General features: G+C 75.6%; 17 protein-coding genes. 3 read left to right on the top strand and 14 right to left on the bottom strand.

The genetic code is table 11. The features are described from left to right. Positions 1 to 846, bottom strand: an 846-nt coding sequence (locus tag ACI781_RS17195; protein ID WP_456567344.1) for a sensor histidine kinase, incomplete at its 3' end; no start/stop codon positions are given. Positions 847 to 1,029: 183 nt separating this feature from the next. Between ACI781_RS17195 and ACI781_RS17190 the strand changes: the two genes are divergently transcribed. Both ACI781_RS17190 and ACI781_RS17185 read left to right on the top strand, forming a co-directional pair. Then, the gene (locus tag ACI781_RS17190; RefSeq protein ID WP_456567343.1) at positions 1,030 to 1,899 is read left to right on the top strand and encodes an ATP-binding cassette domain-containing protein; all 870 of its coding nucleotides are present in this window, start codon (positions 1,030 to 1,032) and stop codon (positions 1,897 to 1,899) included. 17 nt (positions 1,900 to 1,916) lie between these two features. Next, positions 1,917 to 2,747 carry a hypothetical protein gene (locus ACI781_RS17185; protein WP_456567342.1) on the top strand — a complete coding sequence of 277 codons (831 nt, stop codon included), beginning with the start codon at positions 1,917 to 1,919 and terminating at the stop codon, positions 2,745 to 2,747. 71 nt (positions 2,748 to 2,818) lie between these two features. On the opposite strand, the gene ACI781_RS17180 is transcribed toward ACI781_RS17185, so the two are convergent. The 13 genes from ACI781_RS17180 to ACI781_RS17120 are packed head-to-tail and all read right to left on the bottom strand — an operon-like array spanning position 2,819 to position 16,645. Next, positions 2,819 to 3,250, bottom strand: coding sequence for a VOC family protein (locus tag ACI781_RS17180; RefSeq protein ID WP_456567341.1), 432 nt, complete (start codon positions 3,248 to 3,250; stop codon positions 2,819 to 2,821). Between the two features lie 11 nt (positions 3,251 to 3,261). Further along, complete coding sequence (locus tag ACI781_RS17175; RefSeq protein WP_456567340.1) at positions 3,262 to 3,954, bottom strand: TcmI family type II polyketide cyclase; 693 nt, start codon at positions 3,952 to 3,954, stop codon at positions 3,262 to 3,264. A 25-nt stretch (positions 3,955 to 3,979) separates the two neighbouring features. Continuing rightward, positions 3,980 to 5,257: a cytochrome P450 family protein gene (locus ACI781_RS17170; protein ID WP_456567339.1), complete on the bottom strand. Its 1,278-nt coding sequence runs from the start codon at positions 5,255 to 5,257 to the stop codon at positions 3,980 to 3,982. Between the two features lie 34 nt (positions 5,258 to 5,291). Continuing rightward, a complete protein-coding gene (locus ACI781_RS17165; protein ID WP_456567338.1) occupies positions 5,292 to 7,799 on the bottom strand; it encodes an FAD-dependent monooxygenase in 2,508 nt (835 codons plus the stop codon). Further along, positions 7,796 to 9,037 carry a beta-ketoacyl synthase N-terminal-like domain-containing protein gene (locus tag ACI781_RS17160; RefSeq protein ID WP_456567337.1) on the bottom strand — a complete coding sequence of 414 codons (1,242 nt, stop codon included), beginning with the start codon at positions 9,035 to 9,037 and terminating at the stop codon, positions 7,796 to 7,798. Before ACI781_RS17160 ends, ACI781_RS17165 begins: the two co-directional genes overlap by 4 nt. Further along, complete coding sequence (locus ACI781_RS17155; protein ID WP_456567336.1) at positions 9,034 to 10,323, bottom strand: beta-ketoacyl-[acyl-carrier-protein] synthase family protein; 1,290 nt, start codon at positions 10,321 to 10,323, stop codon at positions 9,034 to 9,036. Before ACI781_RS17155 ends, ACI781_RS17160 begins: the two co-directional genes overlap by 4 nt. Then, entirely contained in the window at positions 10,320 to 10,742 is a 423-nt protein-coding gene (locus tag ACI781_RS17150; RefSeq protein WP_456567335.1) for a cupin domain-containing protein, read from the bottom strand. The genes ACI781_RS17155 and ACI781_RS17150 overlap by 4 nt, the downstream gene beginning before the upstream one ends. Then, a complete protein-coding gene (locus ACI781_RS17145; protein WP_456567334.1) occupies positions 10,739 to 11,722 on the bottom strand; it encodes an ACP S-malonyltransferase in 984 nt (327 codons plus the stop codon). Before ACI781_RS17145 ends, ACI781_RS17150 begins: the two co-directional genes overlap by 4 nt. Beyond that, positions 11,719 to 12,231, bottom strand: a complete 513-nt coding sequence (locus tag ACI781_RS17140; protein ID WP_456567333.1) for an SRPBCC family protein — start codon at positions 12,229 to 12,231, stop codon at positions 11,719 to 11,721. The genes ACI781_RS17145 and ACI781_RS17140 overlap by 4 nt, the downstream gene beginning before the upstream one ends. A 37-nt stretch (positions 12,232 to 12,268) precedes the next feature. After that, on the bottom strand, positions 12,269 to 14,014 hold the full coding sequence (locus ACI781_RS17135; protein WP_456567332.1) for an acetyl-CoA carboxylase biotin carboxylase subunit: 1,746 nt from the start codon (positions 14,012 to 14,014) through the stop codon (positions 12,269 to 12,271). Further along, positions 14,011 to 14,532, bottom strand: a complete 522-nt coding sequence (gene accB / locus ACI781_RS17130) for an acetyl-CoA carboxylase biotin carboxyl carrier protein (RefSeq protein ID WP_456567331.1) — start codon at positions 14,530 to 14,532, stop codon at positions 14,011 to 14,013. The genes ACI781_RS17135 and accB overlap by 4 nt, the downstream gene beginning before the upstream one ends. A gap of 1 nt (position 14,533) precedes the next feature. Continuing rightward, complete coding sequence (locus tag ACI781_RS17125) at positions 14,534 to 16,279, bottom strand: acetyl-CoA carboxylase carboxyltransferase subunit alpha (protein ID WP_456567330.1); 1,746 nt, start codon at positions 16,277 to 16,279, stop codon at positions 14,534 to 14,536. 51 nt (positions 16,280 to 16,330) lie between these two features. Then, positions 16,331 to 16,645 carry a TcmI family type II polyketide cyclase gene (locus ACI781_RS17120; RefSeq protein ID WP_456567345.1) on the bottom strand — a complete coding sequence of 105 codons (315 nt, stop codon included), beginning with the start codon at positions 16,643 to 16,645 and terminating at the stop codon, positions 16,331 to 16,333. A 424-nt stretch (positions 16,646 to 17,069) separates the two neighbouring features. On the opposite strand from ACI781_RS17120, the gene ACI781_RS17115 reads away from it, so the two are divergent. Next, a complete protein-coding gene (locus tag ACI781_RS17115) occupies positions 17,070 to 17,795 on the top strand; it encodes a LuxR C-terminal-related transcriptional regulator (RefSeq protein WP_456567329.1) in 726 nt (241 codons plus the stop codon). The last annotated feature ends 198 nt before the right edge of the window (positions 17,796 to 17,993 follow it).

The following is a 17,993-nucleotide window of genomic DNA, read 5'->3' as shown; positions in this document are numbered from 1 at the left end:
CCCGGCGCCGGCGCCGGGGGTGCGCAGCTCGACGTCCATCCCGGCGTCGCGGCTCTGCTCGACCAGGGCCGGCAGGTCCTCCAGCCCCGGCTGCGGGGCCAGCGGGGCGTCCTCGTCGGCGCGCAGGACGCCGATCATCTGGCGCAGCTCCTCGAGGGCCTGCCGCCCGGCGGTCTGCACGTGCGCGGCCAGCTGCTCGACGCGGTCCCGGTCGGCGGCCGCCAGCTCGATGGCCCCGGCCTGCAGCACCATCAGGCTCACCCGGTGCCCGACCGCGTCGTGCATCTCGCGGGCGATCCGGGTCCGCTCGCCGAGCACGGCCTCGCGGGCCAGCAGCTCCCGCTCGGCCTCGGCGCGGTCGGCCCGCTCGCGGAGCGCGACGAGCAGCAGTGCGCGGGTGCGCTGCCAGATGCCCAGCGCGGCGGGCAGCACGAGCGCGATCGCCACCCCGCCGAGGGCCCCCACGGCCTCGTTGGCCGTGCCGACCGTCCACGGCTGCACGATCGCGACCGCACCGACCACGCCCGCGACGGCCCGCACCGGCCAGCGGCTCTCGTAGCGGCCCACGGCGTAGGCGGTGACCAGCATGCCGGCGGTGATCGCCGGGACGAGGGCGCCCAGCACGGCGCTCACCACGAACGGCACCAGCGGCGCCCGCCGCCGCAGGAGCAGCACCGTCGTGACCAGCAGGGCGCCGCCGACGACGAGGACCGGGTTGGGGGCGAGCCGGGCCTCGGGGGTCACGACGCCCAGGACCACGGTGACGGTGCTCAGGAGGGCGAGCAGGACCTCGAACCAGATGCTGCGCGCGCGCAGCCCCGGCCAGACGCGGTCCCGGAGCCTCATGCGCCGAGCGTATTTCCGCTCCTCCCCGGCGCGGGTCGCCCGGCGGTCTCGCCGCCGTGTCCTCTTTCGGATGACGGCGGGGCGCCGTCGGTCGACCGGATCGGGTCCCTCCGGCCGACGCGGGCACCGGGCCGTCCGCGGCAGGTTCGTCGTCGACAGCAGCGACGCACCGCGGAGGTAGCGATGATCACGGTCAGCGGACTGACCAAGCAGTACGGGAACCGGACCGTCGTCGACGACGTCTCCTTCACCCTGGAGCCCGGCACCGTGACGGGCTTCCTCGGCCCGAACGGCGCCGGCAAGAGCACGACGATGCGGATGATGACCGGCCTGGTGCCGGCGACGTCGGGGACCGCGCTGGTCGACGGCTGTCCCTACGTCGAGCTGCCCAACCCGGGCGCCGTGGTCGGCACCCTGCTCGACGCCTCGGCCGTGCACCCCGGCCGGACCGGGCGGGCGCACCTGCAGCTGCTGGCCGCGGCGGCGGGCGTGCCCGCGTCGCGGGCCGACGAGGTCCTCGCGCAGGTCGGGCTCGCCGACGCCGCCCGCCGCCGCGTGGGCGGCTACTCCCTGGGCATGCGCCAGCGGCTGGGCATCGCCGGTGCGCTGCTCACCGAGCCGCCGGTCCTGGTGTTCGACGAGCCGGCCAACGGCCTGGACCCCGAGGGCATCCGCTGGATGCGGGACCTGCTCCGCGGGCACGCCGCCCGCGGCGGGACGGTGCTGCTGTCCAGCCACCTGCTCGGCGAGGTCGAGCACACGGTGGACCGGCTGCTGGTCATCGGCTCCGGCCGGATCGTGGCCGACGGGTCGGTGGCCTCCCTGCTCGGCGCCGAGGGGACGACGGTCCGCGCCGCCGACCCGGCCGCCCTCGCCGCCGCGCTGACCGCCGCCGGGTTCCACGTGCAACACGGCGACGACGGCGCGCTCGTCGTCCCGGGCGCGGAGCCGGCCGACGTCGGGGCGGTCGCGGCCGCCGGGGGGCACGCGCTGGTCGACCTGCGGCCGGTGTCGCGCGCCCTCGAGGACCTCTTCTTCACCCTCACCGCCTGACACCCGGAGCCACCGCCATGACCACGACCGCCCGTCCCCTGGAGCCCACCGTGCCCGCCGTCCCCTCCGCCTCCACCGCCGCCTCCACCGCCGTCCCCGGCGACGACCGGGCCGCCCCGGCCCGGCCCGCCGTCCGCCCCGGGCCCGCCTCCCCGGCCGCGCTCGTCGCCCTCGAGGTGCGCAAGTCCCTGTCCACCCGGTCCGGCATCGCGCTGGCCGCCGCGTCCGCGCTGCTCGCCCCCGCCGCCGCCGCGATCATCTCCGCGGCCAGCAGCGAGGAGCTGGGCTCGGTCGACGGCCCCGTCGGCACCATGGGCATGCTCACCGCGCTGGTGTTGCTCTCGCTGGGCGTCCTGTCCACCGCCGGCGAGTGGACCCACCGCACGGTGCAGACGACCTACCTGCTCACCCCCCGCCGCGGCCGGGTGCTGGCCGCGAAGGTCGCCGCGGTGGCGCTGCTCGGGGCGGCGCTCGCCGCGGTGTCGACGGCGCTCACCGTGCTGGCGCTCGCGCTGATCGAGGACGGCGTCTCCTGGGACGGCGCCGGGCGGGCCGTGGTCGTGGCGGTGGCCGCGGGCGCCACGTTCGCGGTGATCGGGGCCGGGGTGGGTGCCGCGCTGGCCAACACGCCGGCGGCGCTGACCGGGCTGTACCTGGTGGTCCTGGGCGTGCTGCCCGTCGTCCGGACCTTCAAGCCCGCCGTCGGCTCGAAGCTCGACCCGGCGGAGTCCGTGCTGGCCCTCGCCCAGGGGGACGCGACCGGCCGGTCGGTGGCGGTCCTGGCCGGCTGGGTGGTGGTCGCGCTGGTCGCCGGCGCCGTCGTCACCCGCCGCCGCGCCGTCGCCTGACATCCCGGGCCGTGCACCTGTCCACCTCCCGGCCAGTTCGGGAGGTGGACAGGTGCACGGTCACGCCGCGGTCACACGGCGGCCGCGGCCCCGGTCGTCCGTTTGCGGATCTCGAGGTAGTGCGGGTTGTGGATGATCCCGAGGACGTTGCCGAACGGGTCCGTCACGGCGGCGGTGACGACCGGCCCGTGCGGGGTGACCGGCTGGTACACGGTCGCCCCCGCCGCCAGCAGCCGGGCCAGCGTGCCCTCGAAGTCGTCGACGTGGAGGTGCACGATGGCCCCGGCCGGGCCGGCCGCGGCGGCCGGGTCGAAGGAGCGGGCGGCGAGGGCGAGTTCGTCGTCGGAGTCGCCGAACCGGAACTTGGCGTACTGCAGCCGCCCGCCCGGGCCCGGCCGGGTGAAGTAGGGCTCCGTGCCGAGCAGGTCGGCGTACCAGGTCGCGGCCGCTCCGACGTCGTCGGCCCAGAAGGTGAGGGTGGAGAACCCGCGCAGGAGGGTCACGGCCGGCGTCCTCAGTCCACCGGCTGCCAGTCCGGCACGACCCACCGGTAGAACGGCCGGGCCACCGAGTCCTTCGGCGACTCCCAGGTGTCCGGGCGGTAGGGGCTCACGAACGGGCTGAGCTGCTCCATGATCTCGGCGAAGGCCGGCTTGTGGGACTCGTGGTCGGCCCGCACCCGCGCCGCCGTCTCCGGGTCCTGCTCGAGCAGGTGGACCATCACGTCGTCGATCGCGTACAGCCAGCGCCCGGTCACCCCGGTCTCCACCGGCAGCGGGCCGGCGTCGGAGGCGGCGAACACCCGCGCGATGTCCTCCTCGCTGCCGGGCTTCATCCGTTGCACGATCACCGTGACCTCGCGGTCTGCGGGCACCTCGCCCTCGGGCACCCAGCGGTAGAACTCCTTGGCCACCGAGTGGGAGGGGTTCTCCCAGTAGCTCGGGTACGGCGTCACGTACGGCGCGATCAGCTCGGCGATCTTCTCGAAGGCGGGCAGCCCGCGGCGCTGACCCGAGATCGCCGGGTCCTCCTTGCGCTCGATGACGTGGATGTACAGGTCGTCGTGCGACAGCAGGATCCGGCCGATGACGCCGAGGTCCTGCGGCCGGGTGACCTGGTCGAAGTGGGCGAAGACCGGCCCCACCTGGTCCTCGCTCCCGGGGACCATGTGGCAGACGATCACGTTGCGGAACGGGCGGAAGGTCATGGCGCTCTCCTGTGCGCTCGGGGGGTCAGGGACGGGGGGACGGCGTGAACCGCAGCGGAAGTTCGAGCAGACCGCGGAAGGCCGACGCGGCGGGCAACCACTGCAGCTCCTCCACGGGCACGTCGAGCCGCAGGTCGGGCAGGCGGACGAGGATCCGCCGCAGCGCCGTCGTCGCCTCCATCCGGGCGAGGGCGGTGCCCAGGCAGTAGTGCAGCCCGTGCCCGAAGGCCAGATGGGGCACGTCGGGCCGGGTGAGGTCGAGCCGCTCGGGCTCGGGGGCGAGCGCCGGGTCGTGGTTGGCCGAGCTCAGCACGACCGTGACGATCGAGCCGGCGGGGATCGGCACACCGCCGATCTCCAGGTCCTCGGTGGCGAAGCGGAAGCTCGAGACCGGCACCGAGCAGTCGAAGCGCAGCAGCTCCTCCACGGCGTCGGGCAGCCGTTGGGGCTCCCGGCGGAGCAGCTCGAGCTGGTCGGGATGGGTCAGCAGAGCGACGACGGCGTTGCCCAGGAAGTCCGACGTCGTCTGGTAGCCGGCGAACAGCAGCAGGAACGACGTCGACACCAGCTCGGCCTCCGACAGGCGGCCCTGCTCGTCGCGCGCGGCGATCAGTGAGCTGACCAGGTCGCCGGCCGGCGCCTGCCGCTTCGCCGCGACCAGCCCGGCGAAGTAGGCGTGCAGCCGCTGCTGGGCCTCGGCGATGGCCGCCCGGTCCTCCTGCGGGCTGCGGCCGCCGGTGCCGACGGTGCGGATCACCTGGGTGCCGCGCAGGATCTCCTCGTGGTCGGCCGGGGGGATGCCCAGCAGGTCTCCGATGACCGCCAGCGGCAGCCGCAGCGCGAAGTCGTCGACGAAGTCGGTGCGACCCGCCGGTGCGATCCGGTCCAGCAGCGCCTCGACGATCTCCTCGACGCGGGGGCGCATCGCCTCGATCCGTCGCGGCGTGAAGGCCTGGGTCACCAGCCGGCGCAGCCGCGTGTGCTCGGGCGGGTCGGAGTTCAGCATGTTCGTGTTGATCTGGCGGGCCTTCTCCCCGAAGACCTCCAGGTAGGTGTCGCCCGCCCGGTACAGGTCCTTGGACAACCGCGGGTCCGACAGCGCGGCGCGGGCGTCGTGGTACCGGGTGACGAGGTAGGAGTCGAACCGCGGCGTCCGCACCTTCACCACCGGCCGCTCGGCGCGCAGCCTGGCATAGGTGGGGAACGGGTCGGCCCGGAACGCCGGCGTGAAGACCTCCGCGCCGGGGACGGGATCGGCCTCGGGCCCGGCGGCGCCGGGCGACCGGTCGGTGGTCACGGACATGGGGTCCCCCTCTGCGGTGGTGGGGCGGGCGCGGTCACGGCGCGAACACCCGCGCGAGGTGCGCCAGCAGCGCGTCGTCGTCGACCGGGCGGGCCCGGAAGCCGACGTGGCCGTCGGGCCGGACCACGTGGGCGGCGGTGCCGTCGGGACCGGTGAGGTCGGCGAGCCCGTAGGCGGCGCGGAACGCCCCCGGGTCCCGGAGCACCGGCAGGTCGACCAGCGCGGGGATCCGGGCGGCCGGGTCGGCGAGCAGGTACGGCCGCACCTGCCCCCGCGCCGCCTGGCGGGCGGCGGTTGCCAGCTTCTCCAGCTCGAGCACCTGCTCCTCGGTCCCGTCCGGGCCGACGGAGAGCAGCAGGGTCGTGTGCGTGCCCCGGGTCAGGTCGAACAGCCGCAGGTCGTGGGCGACGCCGAAGCGGCGCAGCCCGTGCACGTCCGGCGCCCGGTGCCCCGGCTCGGGGCCGCCGGCGAACCCCGCGCCGTCGACCGCCTGGCCGACCAGCGGGCTGCCGGCGTAGTTCATCGTCATCTGCATCTCGAGCAGGAACTGCGCCTTCTCGTCCGCCATGTCCATCTCGTCGGTGAACGCGATGGCCACCGCGCGGTCGACGATCGCCTTGCCGGCGGGGCGGCGCTCGGCGTCGTAGCTGTCGAGCAGGCCGGGCGCGGCCAGCCCTCGCACGGCGAGGGCCAGCTTCCAGCCGAGGTTCCAGGCGTCCTGGATGCCGGTGTTCATGCCCTGGCCACCGGCCGGCGGGTGCAGGTGGGCCGCGTCGCCGGCCACGAACACCCGGCCGCTGCGGTAGCGGTCGACGATGCCGTGCTTGATGCGGAAGATCGACGACCAGCGCAGGTCCGACGCCGTCGTCCCGGGCGGGCCGAGGTCGTCGATCGCCGCCTGCAGGTCGGCCAGCGTCGGCGGCTCGTACTCCTGCCAGAACCCGGCCGGCACGACCCCGGAGCCGATCGTGTCCTGCAGCCGCTTCGGGGCGAGGGTGGCGATCCGGTACCGCCGCCGGCCCTTGAGCGGGACGCAGACGAGCATGCCGGTGAACGCGCCGTCGTCCTCGATGCGCACCCAGCGCAGCAGGTGGCCGGCCGGCATGTCCCAGTCGACGTCGAGGTCGCCGAGCATGAACAGCTGCGGGAACATCGACAGCCCGCCGGCGAAGGAGAGCCCCAGCCCTGCCCGCACCGCGCTGTGCGCGCCGTCGCAGCCGACCAGGTACCCGGCGCGGGACTCCTCGACCTCACCCGAGGCGTGCCGCAGCTGCGCGGTCACCCCGTCGTCGTCCTGGGTGAACGAGACCAGCTCCACGCCGCGCTCGACGGCGACGCCGGCGGCCAGCAGCCGCTCGGTGAGCAGCCGCTCGGTCTCGTACTGCGGCAGCCCGAGGTGGGCGTAGGGCAGCTCGTCCAGGCCGGCCCAGTCGACCTGGTGGGTCTGCACGCCGTTGACGAACACCGTCTGCCCGTGCAACCAGATGCCGGTGTCCATCGCCTCGGCGGCGATCCCCTGGTCCTCCCAGATCTCCATGGTCCGGCAGTGGATGCCGATCGCCTTGTCCGCCTGGGTCGCGGCCTGCTCCCGCCGGTCGACGACCCGGACGGCGATGCCGCGGCGGGCCAGCTCGATCGCGTGCGTCAGCCCGGCCGGGCCGGCGCCGACGACGAGCACCTCGGCGTCGGCGCGGTCCGCGGCCGGGCGCTCGCGCGGCGGCGTCACCGCGCCGGGGGCGGACGTCGGCGCGGTCCGGGGCCGCTCGACGAACTCCTGCACGGAGGCGCTGGGTACAGGGGCGACCGGAGGGGGTGCCGGCACGGGCGTCGAGGTCGGCGGGGGAGCGGCGGGGGCCGGGGCCGGCATAGCGTGCGGCAGCGAGTCGCGCAGCGGCGGGGCGTCGTAGCCGCCGTCCCCGTCGGCGTGCTCCGGCGGCCGGTAGCGGATCTCGTACAGCTGCCGGTCGAAGTCCACCGACAGCCACCGGATCAGGGTCGCGGTCTGGTCGGCGTGCGAGGGGTCGTCCACCCAGTTGGTGAAGTCCTGCTCGGTCTCCCACTCGGCGAAGATGTGGTAGATCGGCTCGCCGGGCTCCTTGAGCAGCTCCTCCCGGATCAGCCCGCGGGTGCCGCGCAGCCGCTCGGCCGTCGTCCGGTAGGCCCGCTCGAACAGCTCCTCCTCGCCGGGGCTCACCGCCGTCCGGATGTCGACCCGGACGTGCGGGCCCTGCTCGCCGGGCACCGTGTACAGCACCTCGTAGGTGCTGCGGGACGCGTCCTCGCGCAGGTCGCGAAGCGCCGCGGTGAGGGTCTCCCGGGCGCTGCTGCGTCCGAACGCGTCGACCGCATCCCGGTCCACCCAGTCGCTGGTGATCACGAACGTCCGCGGGTCGTCGGCGTCGCGCACCAGCTCCTGGCGCAGGTTGCCGGGCACCCGGCTGATCTCGGCCGCGGCCGCCCGCCACGCCTCCTCGAACCGGGCCTCGCAGCCCTCACGCGTGCGCATCCGCAGGAGCGTCCGCACGCCCGCCTCCTCGCTCATGCCGCCTCGCCCTCCGGGTACCGGCGCAGCACCAGGCTGCTGTTGAACCCGCCGAAGCCGCGGGCGAGCACGACGACCGTCGCGATCGGCTGCACCCGCGGCCGCCGCAGCAGCTCGACGCCGGGGGCGTCGACCGGGTCGTCGAGGTGGGCGGTGCCGGGCGCGATGCCGTCCCGCACCGCCAGCAGGGCCGTGGCCACGGCCAGCGCGGAGCCACCGGCCATCAGCCGCCCGGTGTAGGACGACGGCGCGCTCACCGGCACCGGCGTCGACCGCGACGAGAAGGCGTCGCCGATCGCGGCCAGCTCCAGCGCGTCGAGCTCGGGCGTACCCGCGCCGTCGGCGATCACCAGGTCCACCTCCTCCGGGGTGACGCCGGCGTCGGTGAGGGAGAGCCGGATCGCCCGCGCGAACTGGCCGGCGTCCGGCGCCGGGTCCTCGTGGTGGTGGGCGTCGTGGGTGGCGCCGTAGCCGGCGACCTCGCCCCACACCCGCCGGGCACCGCGGGCCCGGGCCGCGGCCGGCTCCTCGAGCAGGAGGATCGCCCCGCCCTCGCCCACGACGTGCCCGTTCGCCCGCCGGTCGAACGGCCGGTAGGCCTCCTCCGGGCGGGTGGCGGTGGACAGCCGGCCACTGGTGGCCTGGCACAGCAGCGCGTAGGGGCACATGCCGGCCTCGGTGCCACCGACCAGCACTGCCGGCGTCCCGCGGCGGGCGACGCGCCGAGCCCAGCCGATGCTGTCCAGCCCGCCTGCGCCCTCGCTGACCACGACGCCGGAGGGCCCCTTGTACCCGTCGCGGATCGAGATCTGGCCGGTGCTCGCGGCGTAGAACCACGCGATGGACTGGTAGGCCCCCACCGAGCGGGGGCCCTTGGCCCACAGCCCCTGGATCTCGTGCTGGCTGAACTCGTTGCCCCCGGACCCGGCCGCCAGGAAGACCGAGGTGGCGTAGGGGTCCTCGGGGGCGGCGTACCCGGCGTCCTCGGCGGCCAGCGTGGCCGCGGCCAGCGACATCCAGGTCCACCGGTCGGTCTGCACCCTGAGCCGGGAGTCCACGTGCTCCTCGGGCCGGAAGTCGCGGACCTGCCCGGCCAGCGCGATCCCGTACCGCGTCGGGTCGAACCCCTCGATCGGCCCGATCGCGGCCTGCTCGCGGAGCAGCGCCGACCAGTGGGCCTCGGCGCCCACCCCCGTCGGTGCGACGACTCCGAGCCCGGTGACCAGCAGGCCGCTCACGGTGTCCTCCGAGACGGTCGGGACAGCACGATCGCCGACTGGAAGCCGCCGAAACCGCTGCCGACCGACACCGCGACGTCGACCTTCTGCTCGCGTGCGGTGTTGGGGATGTAGTCGAGGTCGCACTCGGGGTCGGGCACCTCGTAGTTGGCGGTCGGCGGCAGCACCCCGCGCTGCAGCGCCAGCGCGGTCGCCGCGACCTCGATCGAGCCGATGGCGCCGAGGGAGTGGCCGACCATCGACTTGATGGAGCTCATCGCCACCCGCCGCGCCGCCGGGCCGAGGCTGAGCTTGACCGCCGCGGTCTCGTGCCGGTCGTTCTGCTTCGTGCCCGAGCCGTGCGCGTTCACGTAGCCGACCTCGTCGGGGGCGGTGCGGCCCTGCGCCAGGGCCTGCCGGATCGCCTCGGCCATCTCGGTGCCGTCGGGCTTGAGGCCGGTCATGTGGAAGGCGTTGCACCGGTTGGCGTAGCCGGTGATCTCGCAGTAGACCTCGGCGTCGCGCCGGCGCGCGTGCTCCAGCTCCTCGAGCACCAGGACCGCCGCGCCCTCGCCCATCACGAAGCCGTCCCGCCGGGCGTCGAACGGCCGGGCCGCGTGCTCGGGGTCGGAGTTGTTCCCCGTGGTCGCCTTGATCGTGTCGAAGCAGGCCATGGAGATCGGCGATATCGGAGCGTCGCTGGCACCGGAGACGACGACGTCGGCGTCGCCGTCCTCGATCAGCTGGCTGGCGTAGCCCACCGCGTCGATGCCGGACGTGCAGCCGGTGGAGACGACGGTGGCCGGCCCGTGCGTGCCGAAGCGGACGGCGAGCTCGGTGGCGCCGCAGCTGGGCACCAGGGCGTGGTGCAGGAAGGAGGAGCCGTAGCGCGGGTCGACCAGCCAGTGGGTGCCGGCGTCGCTGACCGCCACGTACTCCTGCTCCAGCCGCATCGTGGCGCCCACCGCGCTGCCCAGCGACACGCCGACCCGGTCGGGGTCGGGGGCCTCGGCGGTGCCGGCGCCGAGCGGCAGCCCGCTGTCGGCGACGGCCTCGTCCGCCGCGACCAGCGCCATCTGCACGAACCGGTCGTTGCGGTGCACCTCGTGGGCGGTCAGCCCGAGCAGCCGGCCGTCGAAGTCCACCTCGGCGGCCACCTGGGAGCGGAAGCGGCTCGGGTCGAAGAACGTGATCCGCCGGGTCGCGGTCCGGCCGGCGGTGAGCATCTCCCAGAAGCCCTCCCGGCCGATCGACCCGGGTGCCACCACGCCGATGCCGGTGACGACGACCCGGCGCCGGTCGTTCACCGCGGGTCCGGGGCGAACTCGGTGTCGACGTGGCCGAGTTCCGGGCGCGGGGCCAGCGGCCCGTTGCAGAACACGAAGAAGGCCGCCGCCTCGCCGTCGTTGACGATGCGGTGGCGCACGCCGACGGGGACGTGCACGGCGGACCCGGCCCCCAGCCGGCGCTCCTCGCCGTCCAGCGTGACCAGCGCGTCGCCGCTGTGGCAGTAGAGGAACTCCTCGGAGTACGGGTGCCAGTGCTCGCGCACGACCTCGCCGGGCTCGAGGGTCAGCGTGCCCATGAACCCGGCGGTGCTGCCCACGCTGGCCGGGGACAGCAGGACACGGATGTCCCCGCCGCGCCGGCGGTTGGGCGGTGTGTCGGCGCGGGACACCGTCGGGCCGACCCGCACCGCGCTCGGGGCGTGCTGGATGGTGGTCATGACTCTCCTCGGGCGGGGACCGAGCCGGCGAGTGCCGGTCCGGGAGCGGGAGCGGGCGGGAGGGCGACGGGCAGCGGGGATGCCGGCCCGGTGACGAGGTGGACCGGGAGACCGGGGGAGACCTGCCGGACGAGCGGCCCGAGCAGGGGCGCGCCCCCGACCTCGAGGACGGCGGCGGACCCCGCGGCCGCCAGGGCCCGCGCCGTCTCCTCCCAGCGCACCGGCGTGGTCAGGTGGGCCGCCAGGCAGCGGGCCAGCCGCTCCGGGTCCCGGCTGGGCACGGGGTCGGCGTTGGGCACCACCGGGACGGCGGGCGGTGACCAGTCGAGCTCGGCCAGGGCGCCGGCCAGGTGCTCGGCGACCGGTCGCGCCAGCGGCCCGTGGCAGGCGGTCCGGCCGGGCAGCCGCACCAGGTCCAGCCCGGCGGCGAGCACCGCCCAGCGCGCCCGGGCCAGCGCCTCGCGGTCGCCGCAGAGCACCACCCGGTCAGGGCCGTCGAGGCAGGCGACGGCGAGCGACCCGGCGCCGTCCGCCCGGGCCACGGCGGCGCGGGCGACCTCGGCGGCGCCCGGGCCGACGACGGCGGCCATGCCGGCGCAGGAGGGGTGGGGGGCCAGCGTCATGAGGTCGGCCCGCCAGCGGACGACGTCGACCACCTGCTCGAGCTCGAGGGCGCCGGCGGCGACGAGCGCGGCGTACTCGCCGACGCCGTGCCCGGCGACCGCCACCGGCCGCACACCGCGTGCGGCGAGGCTGCGGCAGGCGGCCACCCCGACCACGACCACCTCGAGGTCTGCCGCCTCGGGGTCGGCCAGCGCGAGCGGGTCCCGCCACCACCGGGCGAGGTCCACCCCGGCAGCCGCGGAGGCCCGGTCCAGCACCTCGGCGGCCGCCGGGTCGAGCAGCCAGGGGTCGGCGAGGCCGGGGTGGGCGCCGCCCTCGCCCGGCAGGACGACGGCGACACCCGGGTCCGCGGTCACGTCCCCGCGGCCGCCGCCCGCGCGGCCGCCTCGACCTTCTCCTTGATGACGGCCATCTGGACCTTGGTGTTGGCGTCGATCCGCGCCGTCATGCCGGGGGTGTCGACGGGGGCGTCGGGACGCATCCGGAAGTCCTGCACCCAGCGCATCCGCGTACCGGTTCCCTCCGGCCGGTAGGTCCAGCGGATGTGCATGAACTCGAAGGGCCCCGTCTCCACGCGGCGGGCCACCACCTCGTGGGCGGCCTCGTCGAGGGTGCGCTCGGAGACCCAGGTCCAGACGCGTCCGGCCTCGTCGGGGACCATCGTCAGCCGGAAGCGGAACGTCGACCCGTGCTCGGACAGGATCTCGACCGAGGCGTACTCGGTGAACAGGTCCGGCCACGTGGCCAGGTCATTGGTCATCCGCCAGACGTGGTCGAGGGCGGCGTCGATGACGATCGAGTTGTCGGTGTGCCCGCTGGGCGGGCCGTCCTGCGCGCGGGGGTCGGTCTGCTCGATGGTGCTCATGGACAGCTCCTCGGGGATGTCGGGGGAGGTGGGGGGCTCAGGCCATCCCGGTCGCCTCCCGGGACTCGGCGACCGCCGCGACGATCTCGCCGAACGTGTAGCGGCCGGGGCTGTCGTCGGGCATCTCGGTGCCGTAGCGGTCGCGCAGCTCGGTCTGCATCGACAGGAAGGCCAGCGAGTCCAGGCCGATGTCGGAGAACCGGGCGTCCGGGTCGGAGGTGCGTGCCGTCGCCGACAGCCCTGCCTTCTCGGTGAGCAGGTCCATCAGGTCGTCGAGCGTGAACGAGGGGTCGGGCATGGGACTGGTCCTCTCCTGGGCGGGTCGGGCCGGCGCCGGGGGGTCCGGTGCCGGGGCGCGGACGAGCTGCAGCGGCCCGCGGGCCGCGGGGACGTCGAGGGCCGGGTCCTCGGCGAGCGCGGCCGTGCGGGCGATGAGCTCGGGCAGCGTGCGGTCGAGGAACTGGACGTCGTGCCGGTCGGCGATCACGTCGGGGTGGCGCAGCAGCGCGCGGTGCAGCGCGACGGTGGTGTGCAGCCCGGGGCCCTCGACCCGCAGCTCGGTCAGCGCGCGGTCCATCCGGCGCATCGCCTGGTCGCGGTCGGGGGCCCAGACGACCAGCTTCCCGAGCAGGGAGTCGTAGTGCGGGCTGACCTCGTCGCCCTGGCGGTAGCCGGTGTCGAACCGGGTCCAGGGGCCGTCCGGGACCTGCAGGACGTCGAGCCGACCGGGCGCGGGCGCGAACCCGCGGGCCGGGTCCTCGGCGTTGATCCGGCACTCGATCGCCGCCCCCCTGACGACGACGTCCTCCTGGCGCAGCTGCAGCCGGCGGCCGTCGGCGACCAGGATCTGCTCGCGCACCAGGTCGACCCCCGTGAGCAGCTCGGTGACGGGGTGCTCCACCTGGATGCGGGCGTTCATCTCCATGAAGTACGCCCGGCCGGTGCCGTCGACGAGGAACTCCATGGTCCCGGCGCCGGTGTAGCCGACCGACAGCGCGCCGTGGACCGCCAGCGCGCCGAGCCCGGTGCGCTGGGTCGGGGAGAGGTGAGCGGCCGGCCCCTCCTCGAGCAGCTTCTGGTGCCGGCGCTGCAGCGAACAGTCCCGCTCCCCCAGGGAGACGCCGTTGCCGTGGGCGTCGCAGAGGACCTGCACCTCGACGTGCCGGGCCGACGGCAGGAACCGCTCGACGTACACGGCGGGGTCGCGGAAGACGGCGCGGGCGGTCGCGCGGGTGCTGGCGAAGGCGGCGGCGAAGTCGGCCGATCGGGTCACCACGGTCATCCCGCGGCCGCCGCCACCGGCTGCGGCCTTGATGATCACCGGGTAGCCGATGCGGTCGGCGACCTCTCGACCCTCGTCCGCGGTGCGGATCGGCTCGACCACACCGGGCAGCAGGGGGAGGCCGGCGTCGGCCATCAGCCGGCGCGCCGTCGCCTTGTTGCCCATCTGCTGCATGACCTCGGGCGGCGGGCCGACGAAGGTGAGCCCCTCTGCCGCGCAGATCTCGGCGAAGTCGGGGTCCTCGGAGAGGAAGCCGTAGCCGGGGTGCACCGCGTCGGCGCCGGTGCGCAGCGCCGCCTCCACGATGTTGGGCACGTGCAGGTAGCTGCACCGCGGCGCGGCCGGCCCGATGTGCACGGCCTCGTCGGCGAGGGCGACGACGGCGGAGTCGCGGTCCGACGTCGAGTGGACGGCGACCACCTCGATGCCCAGCTCGTGGCAGGCCCGCGCGACCCGGACGGCGATCTCGCCGCGGTTGGCGATGAGCAGGCGGCTGATCATCGCGGCCGCCCAGCGGGCCGCAGCAGCATGAGCACCTGGTCGTACTCGACCGAGCTCGCGTCGGCGACGCGGATCTCGACCACCGCCGCGGCCTCGTCGGCGACGATCGGGTTCATCAGCTTCATCGCCTCGACGATCCCGAGGGTCTGGCCCGCCTCGACCTCGTCGCCCGCGCGGACGAAGGGGTCGGCGTCCGGCGACGGCGCCGCGTAGAACGTGCCGACCAGCGGCGCGCGGACGGCGGTCATGCCCTCGGGCACCTCGGGGGTGCCGGCCGCGGCGGCCTCGGGGGCCGGGGGGACCGCGGCCGGTGCTGGGGGAGCGGCCGCGACGGGGGCGAGGGCGGCCGGCGTCCACTCGACCTCGATCGCCCGCTCGCCGCTGCGCACGGTCAGCCGGCGCAGGTCGCCGGGCAGCGCACGCGCGAGCTCGACGACCTCGTCGCGCAGCGCCTGCGCGCTGTCCGCGGGCGCAGTGCCCGGTCCCGCGGCCCTCGGCGGCAGCTCGGTGGGTTGCACGTCAGGCCTCCTGCGGGACGACGGCCGGCACGGCCCGCAGGCCCTGGGCGTCGTCCCCGCCGATGCGGGCCAGGCGCCGGGTCCGGGCGTCCAGCAGGTCGCCGACGTCGGTGCGGCCCAGGTCGTCGAGCTGCTCGAGCAGCGCCGCGCGGAGGGCCTGCGCGGCGGCGTCCACGTCGGTGTGCGCGCCGCCCGGCGGCTCCGGGACGACGGCGTCGGCGATGCCGGCGTCGAGCAGGTGGGCCGCGCCCAGGCGCATGGCGCGGGCGGCGGTGGGTGCCGCGGTCGCGGTGCGCCACAGGATGGCGGCGCACCCCTCCGGGCTGATCACCGACAGGTAGGCGTGCTCGAGCACGAGCAGCCGGTCGGAGGTGCACAGCGCGAGCGCGCCGCCGCTGCCGCCCTCGCCGGTCACCACCGAGACGATCGGGGCCCGCAGCCGGCTGCTCCGCTGGATGATCTCGGCGATCGCGTGGGACTGGCCGCGCTCCTCGGCCTCGGGGCCCGGGTGTGCTCCCGGGGTGTCGACGAGCGTGACCACCGGCAGGCCGAAGGCCTCGGCGTGCCCGAGCAGGCGCAGCGCCTTGCGGTACCCCTCCGGGTGGGCCATCCCGAAGTTGCGGGCCACCCGCTCGCGGACGGTGTGCCCCTTCTCGTGGCCGATCACCACGACCGTCCGCCCGGCGAGGGAGGCGACGCCGCCGACGACGGCGGGGTCGTCGGCGAAGACGCGGTCGCCGTGCAGCTCGACGAAGTCGTCGAAGGCGAGGCGCAGGTAGTCCAGCGTCGTCGGCCGGTCGACCGACCGGGCCCGCTGGACGGTCTCCCAGGGGTCCGGCCCGGGCTCGACCCGGGGCGACGCGGACGACGCGGACGACGCGGACGGCGGCGGCCAGGCACGGACCGGGGGCGCCGGCCGCCGGTGCAGGGCCAGCAGCCGCGTCAGCAGGGGCCGCAGCTCCGCCCGGGTCTCGACCCGGTCGACCAGGCCGTGGGCCAGCAGGAACTCCGCGGTCTGGAAGTCGCGGGGCAGCTCGGCCCGGATGGTCTCCTGCACCACGCGCCGTCCGGCGAAGCCGACGTGCGCCCCCCGCTCGCCGACCAGGACCGAGGCCAGGGTGGCGAAGGAGGCGGAGACCCCGCCGTAGGTCGGGTCGGTGAGCACCGAGACGCTGAGCAGGCCGGCCTCGCGCAGCCGGGCGAAGGCGGCGCTCGTCCGAGCCATCTGGAACAGCGAGAAGACGCCCTCCTGCATCCGCGCCCCGCCGCTGGCGCAGACGGTGACCAGCGGCAGCTCCCGATCCAGGGCGAGGTCGGCCGCCGCGCTCACGCGCCGGCCGACCTCCACGCCCATGCTGCCGCCGAGGAAGCCGAAGTCCATGACGGCGACGACGGCACCGGCCCCACCGATCGCCGCGGTCCCGACCACGACCGCCTCCGACTCGCCGGAGCGGCGCGCGGCCTCGTGCAGCCGGTCGCCGTAGCCGCGGAGGTCCGCGAAGGACAGGGGGTCGCGCTGGCCCGGGCTGAACGTGATCTCGGTGAAGCTGCCCGGGTCGACGAGCAGCGCGAGGCGGGCGCGCGCGTCCAGCCGCAGGTGGTGGTCGCACTCGGGGCACACGGACAGGTTCCGGTCCAGCCGCTTGCGGTACAGCAGCCAGCCGCACTCCGGGCAGGAGACCCAGCCGGCGTGCCCGGCCGGGGCGCGGGCAGCGGCCGGAGCCGTGGTCGTCGACGAGCTGGACATCGCGTCCTTCCCTGGGGAGTGGGCGGCGCCGCGGATCCGGGCCGGATGGCCTCAGGCGGGCGAGGCGGTCCAGTGGTAGAAGCGCTGGGCCATGGCGTCCTGCGGAGAGCTCCAGTCGGGCGCGTAGGCCTGGATGAAGGGGCGCAGGTCATCGCTCACCGCCCGGAAGGCGGGCAGCGACTGGGCGATCCGCATGGCCTCGGGGGCCGGGCGGTCGAAGTCGATCAGGTGGACGTAGAGCCCCCGGAACCGGAACAGCGACCGGTGGCGGACGCCGATCTCGTGCGGCATGGACGTCGCGTCGTACCGGCCGAAGACCGCGGCGACGTCGTCGGCGTCGTCCGGGGCCATCCTCGCGATGATCATCGTCTGGTGCACGGGGCCTCCAGCGGTCGCGTCGGGCGGGGTGCCGGGGAGATGCGGGAACGCTAGGAGCGCGCACCGGCAACCCGCATCGACCGCGGGGAGGAGATCTCGCCGCGCCCCGGGGTCGGGGGTGCGCGGTCCCGGGGTGGGACAGCGGATGGAGGGTCGGGTCCTCCTCCCGGGGGGAGGGGCCCGTCCGCCCGGAGGGTCCTCGTCGGTCCCGGCGGAGGACCTCCTCCCACCTTCGGCGGGCGCCGACCCCTACCCGGGTATGAACCCCGCGGGGATCGGCGTCCCCCGCGACCGATCCTGTGGCGGCTCGGTCCGGCCAGGGCCTACCTTCGTCCGGTCCCACCAGAGAAGATGGCGAGGCTGCGACCGCCGCCGTACCGGACGGGAGAGGACGTTCATGGTCGGCGGACCGGTGAGAGAGGGCACCCCAGAAGCAGGGGCCGAGGGCGGGCCGCAGGTCGGGGTCCTCGTCTGCGACGACCACGAGGTGCTGCGCCACGGGCTGCGCACCGTCCTCGCGCGGGCACCCGATCTCGTCGTCGTCGCCGAGGCGGCCGGTGCGGACGAGGCCCTCGCCCTCGCCGGCCGGCTGCGCCCCGACGTGACACTGGTGGGGCTCGGTGCGCACGGCGCGGCGGTGCAGCGGCTGGTCGGCGCGCTCACCGCGCTGGGGATCCGCGTCGTCCTGCTCGGCGAGGCGGGCACGGGCAGTGGCGACTTCGTCGACGCCCTGCGGGCCGGCGCCCGCGGCTACATGTACACGACGGTCAGCCCGGAGCGGCTGGTCGAGGGCGTGCGGGCCGTGGCCCACGGCGAGACCGTGCTCGACGGGGCGGTCACCGGCGAGCTGCTGCACCGCCTGGAGGGGGCCGGGAACGGCTCCGGGACGGCGCTGTCCGGCTCCGGCCCGCTCACGGCCCGGCAGTGGGCGGTCGCCGAGCTGGTCGCGGAAGGCCTCACCAACGCGGAGATCGGGGAGCGGCTGCAGGTGAGCCGGGCGACGGTCAAGGGGCACATCACCGTGGCCCTGCGCCGGCTCGGGCTCCGGGACCGCACCCAGTTGGCCATCCACGTCCACCGGACGAGGACCCAGCGGGACGACGCCTCCGGCGAGTCACTCAGCACGCGCGGTGAGTGAGACCACCACCGCATCCCTCGCGTGTCCCGGACTTTCCTGTGAATTCGGTGTGCGGAGGCTGGACACGCACGATCGATCGTGAGCTACCTTTCCCCCCGGCAGTCCTTCCGTACCGCACAGGTGCCGGAACTGCCTCGCGTGATCTGGCCTCAGTGCACGCGCCGGCCTCCGCCGGCCAGCCGGTCAGGGGGGTTCTCG

This window comes from Blastococcus sp. SYSU D00695, assembly GCF_054050555.1.
The sequence above is the reverse complement of the archived record's forward strand: the minus strand, read 5'-3'. Positions and strand labels throughout refer to the sequence as shown.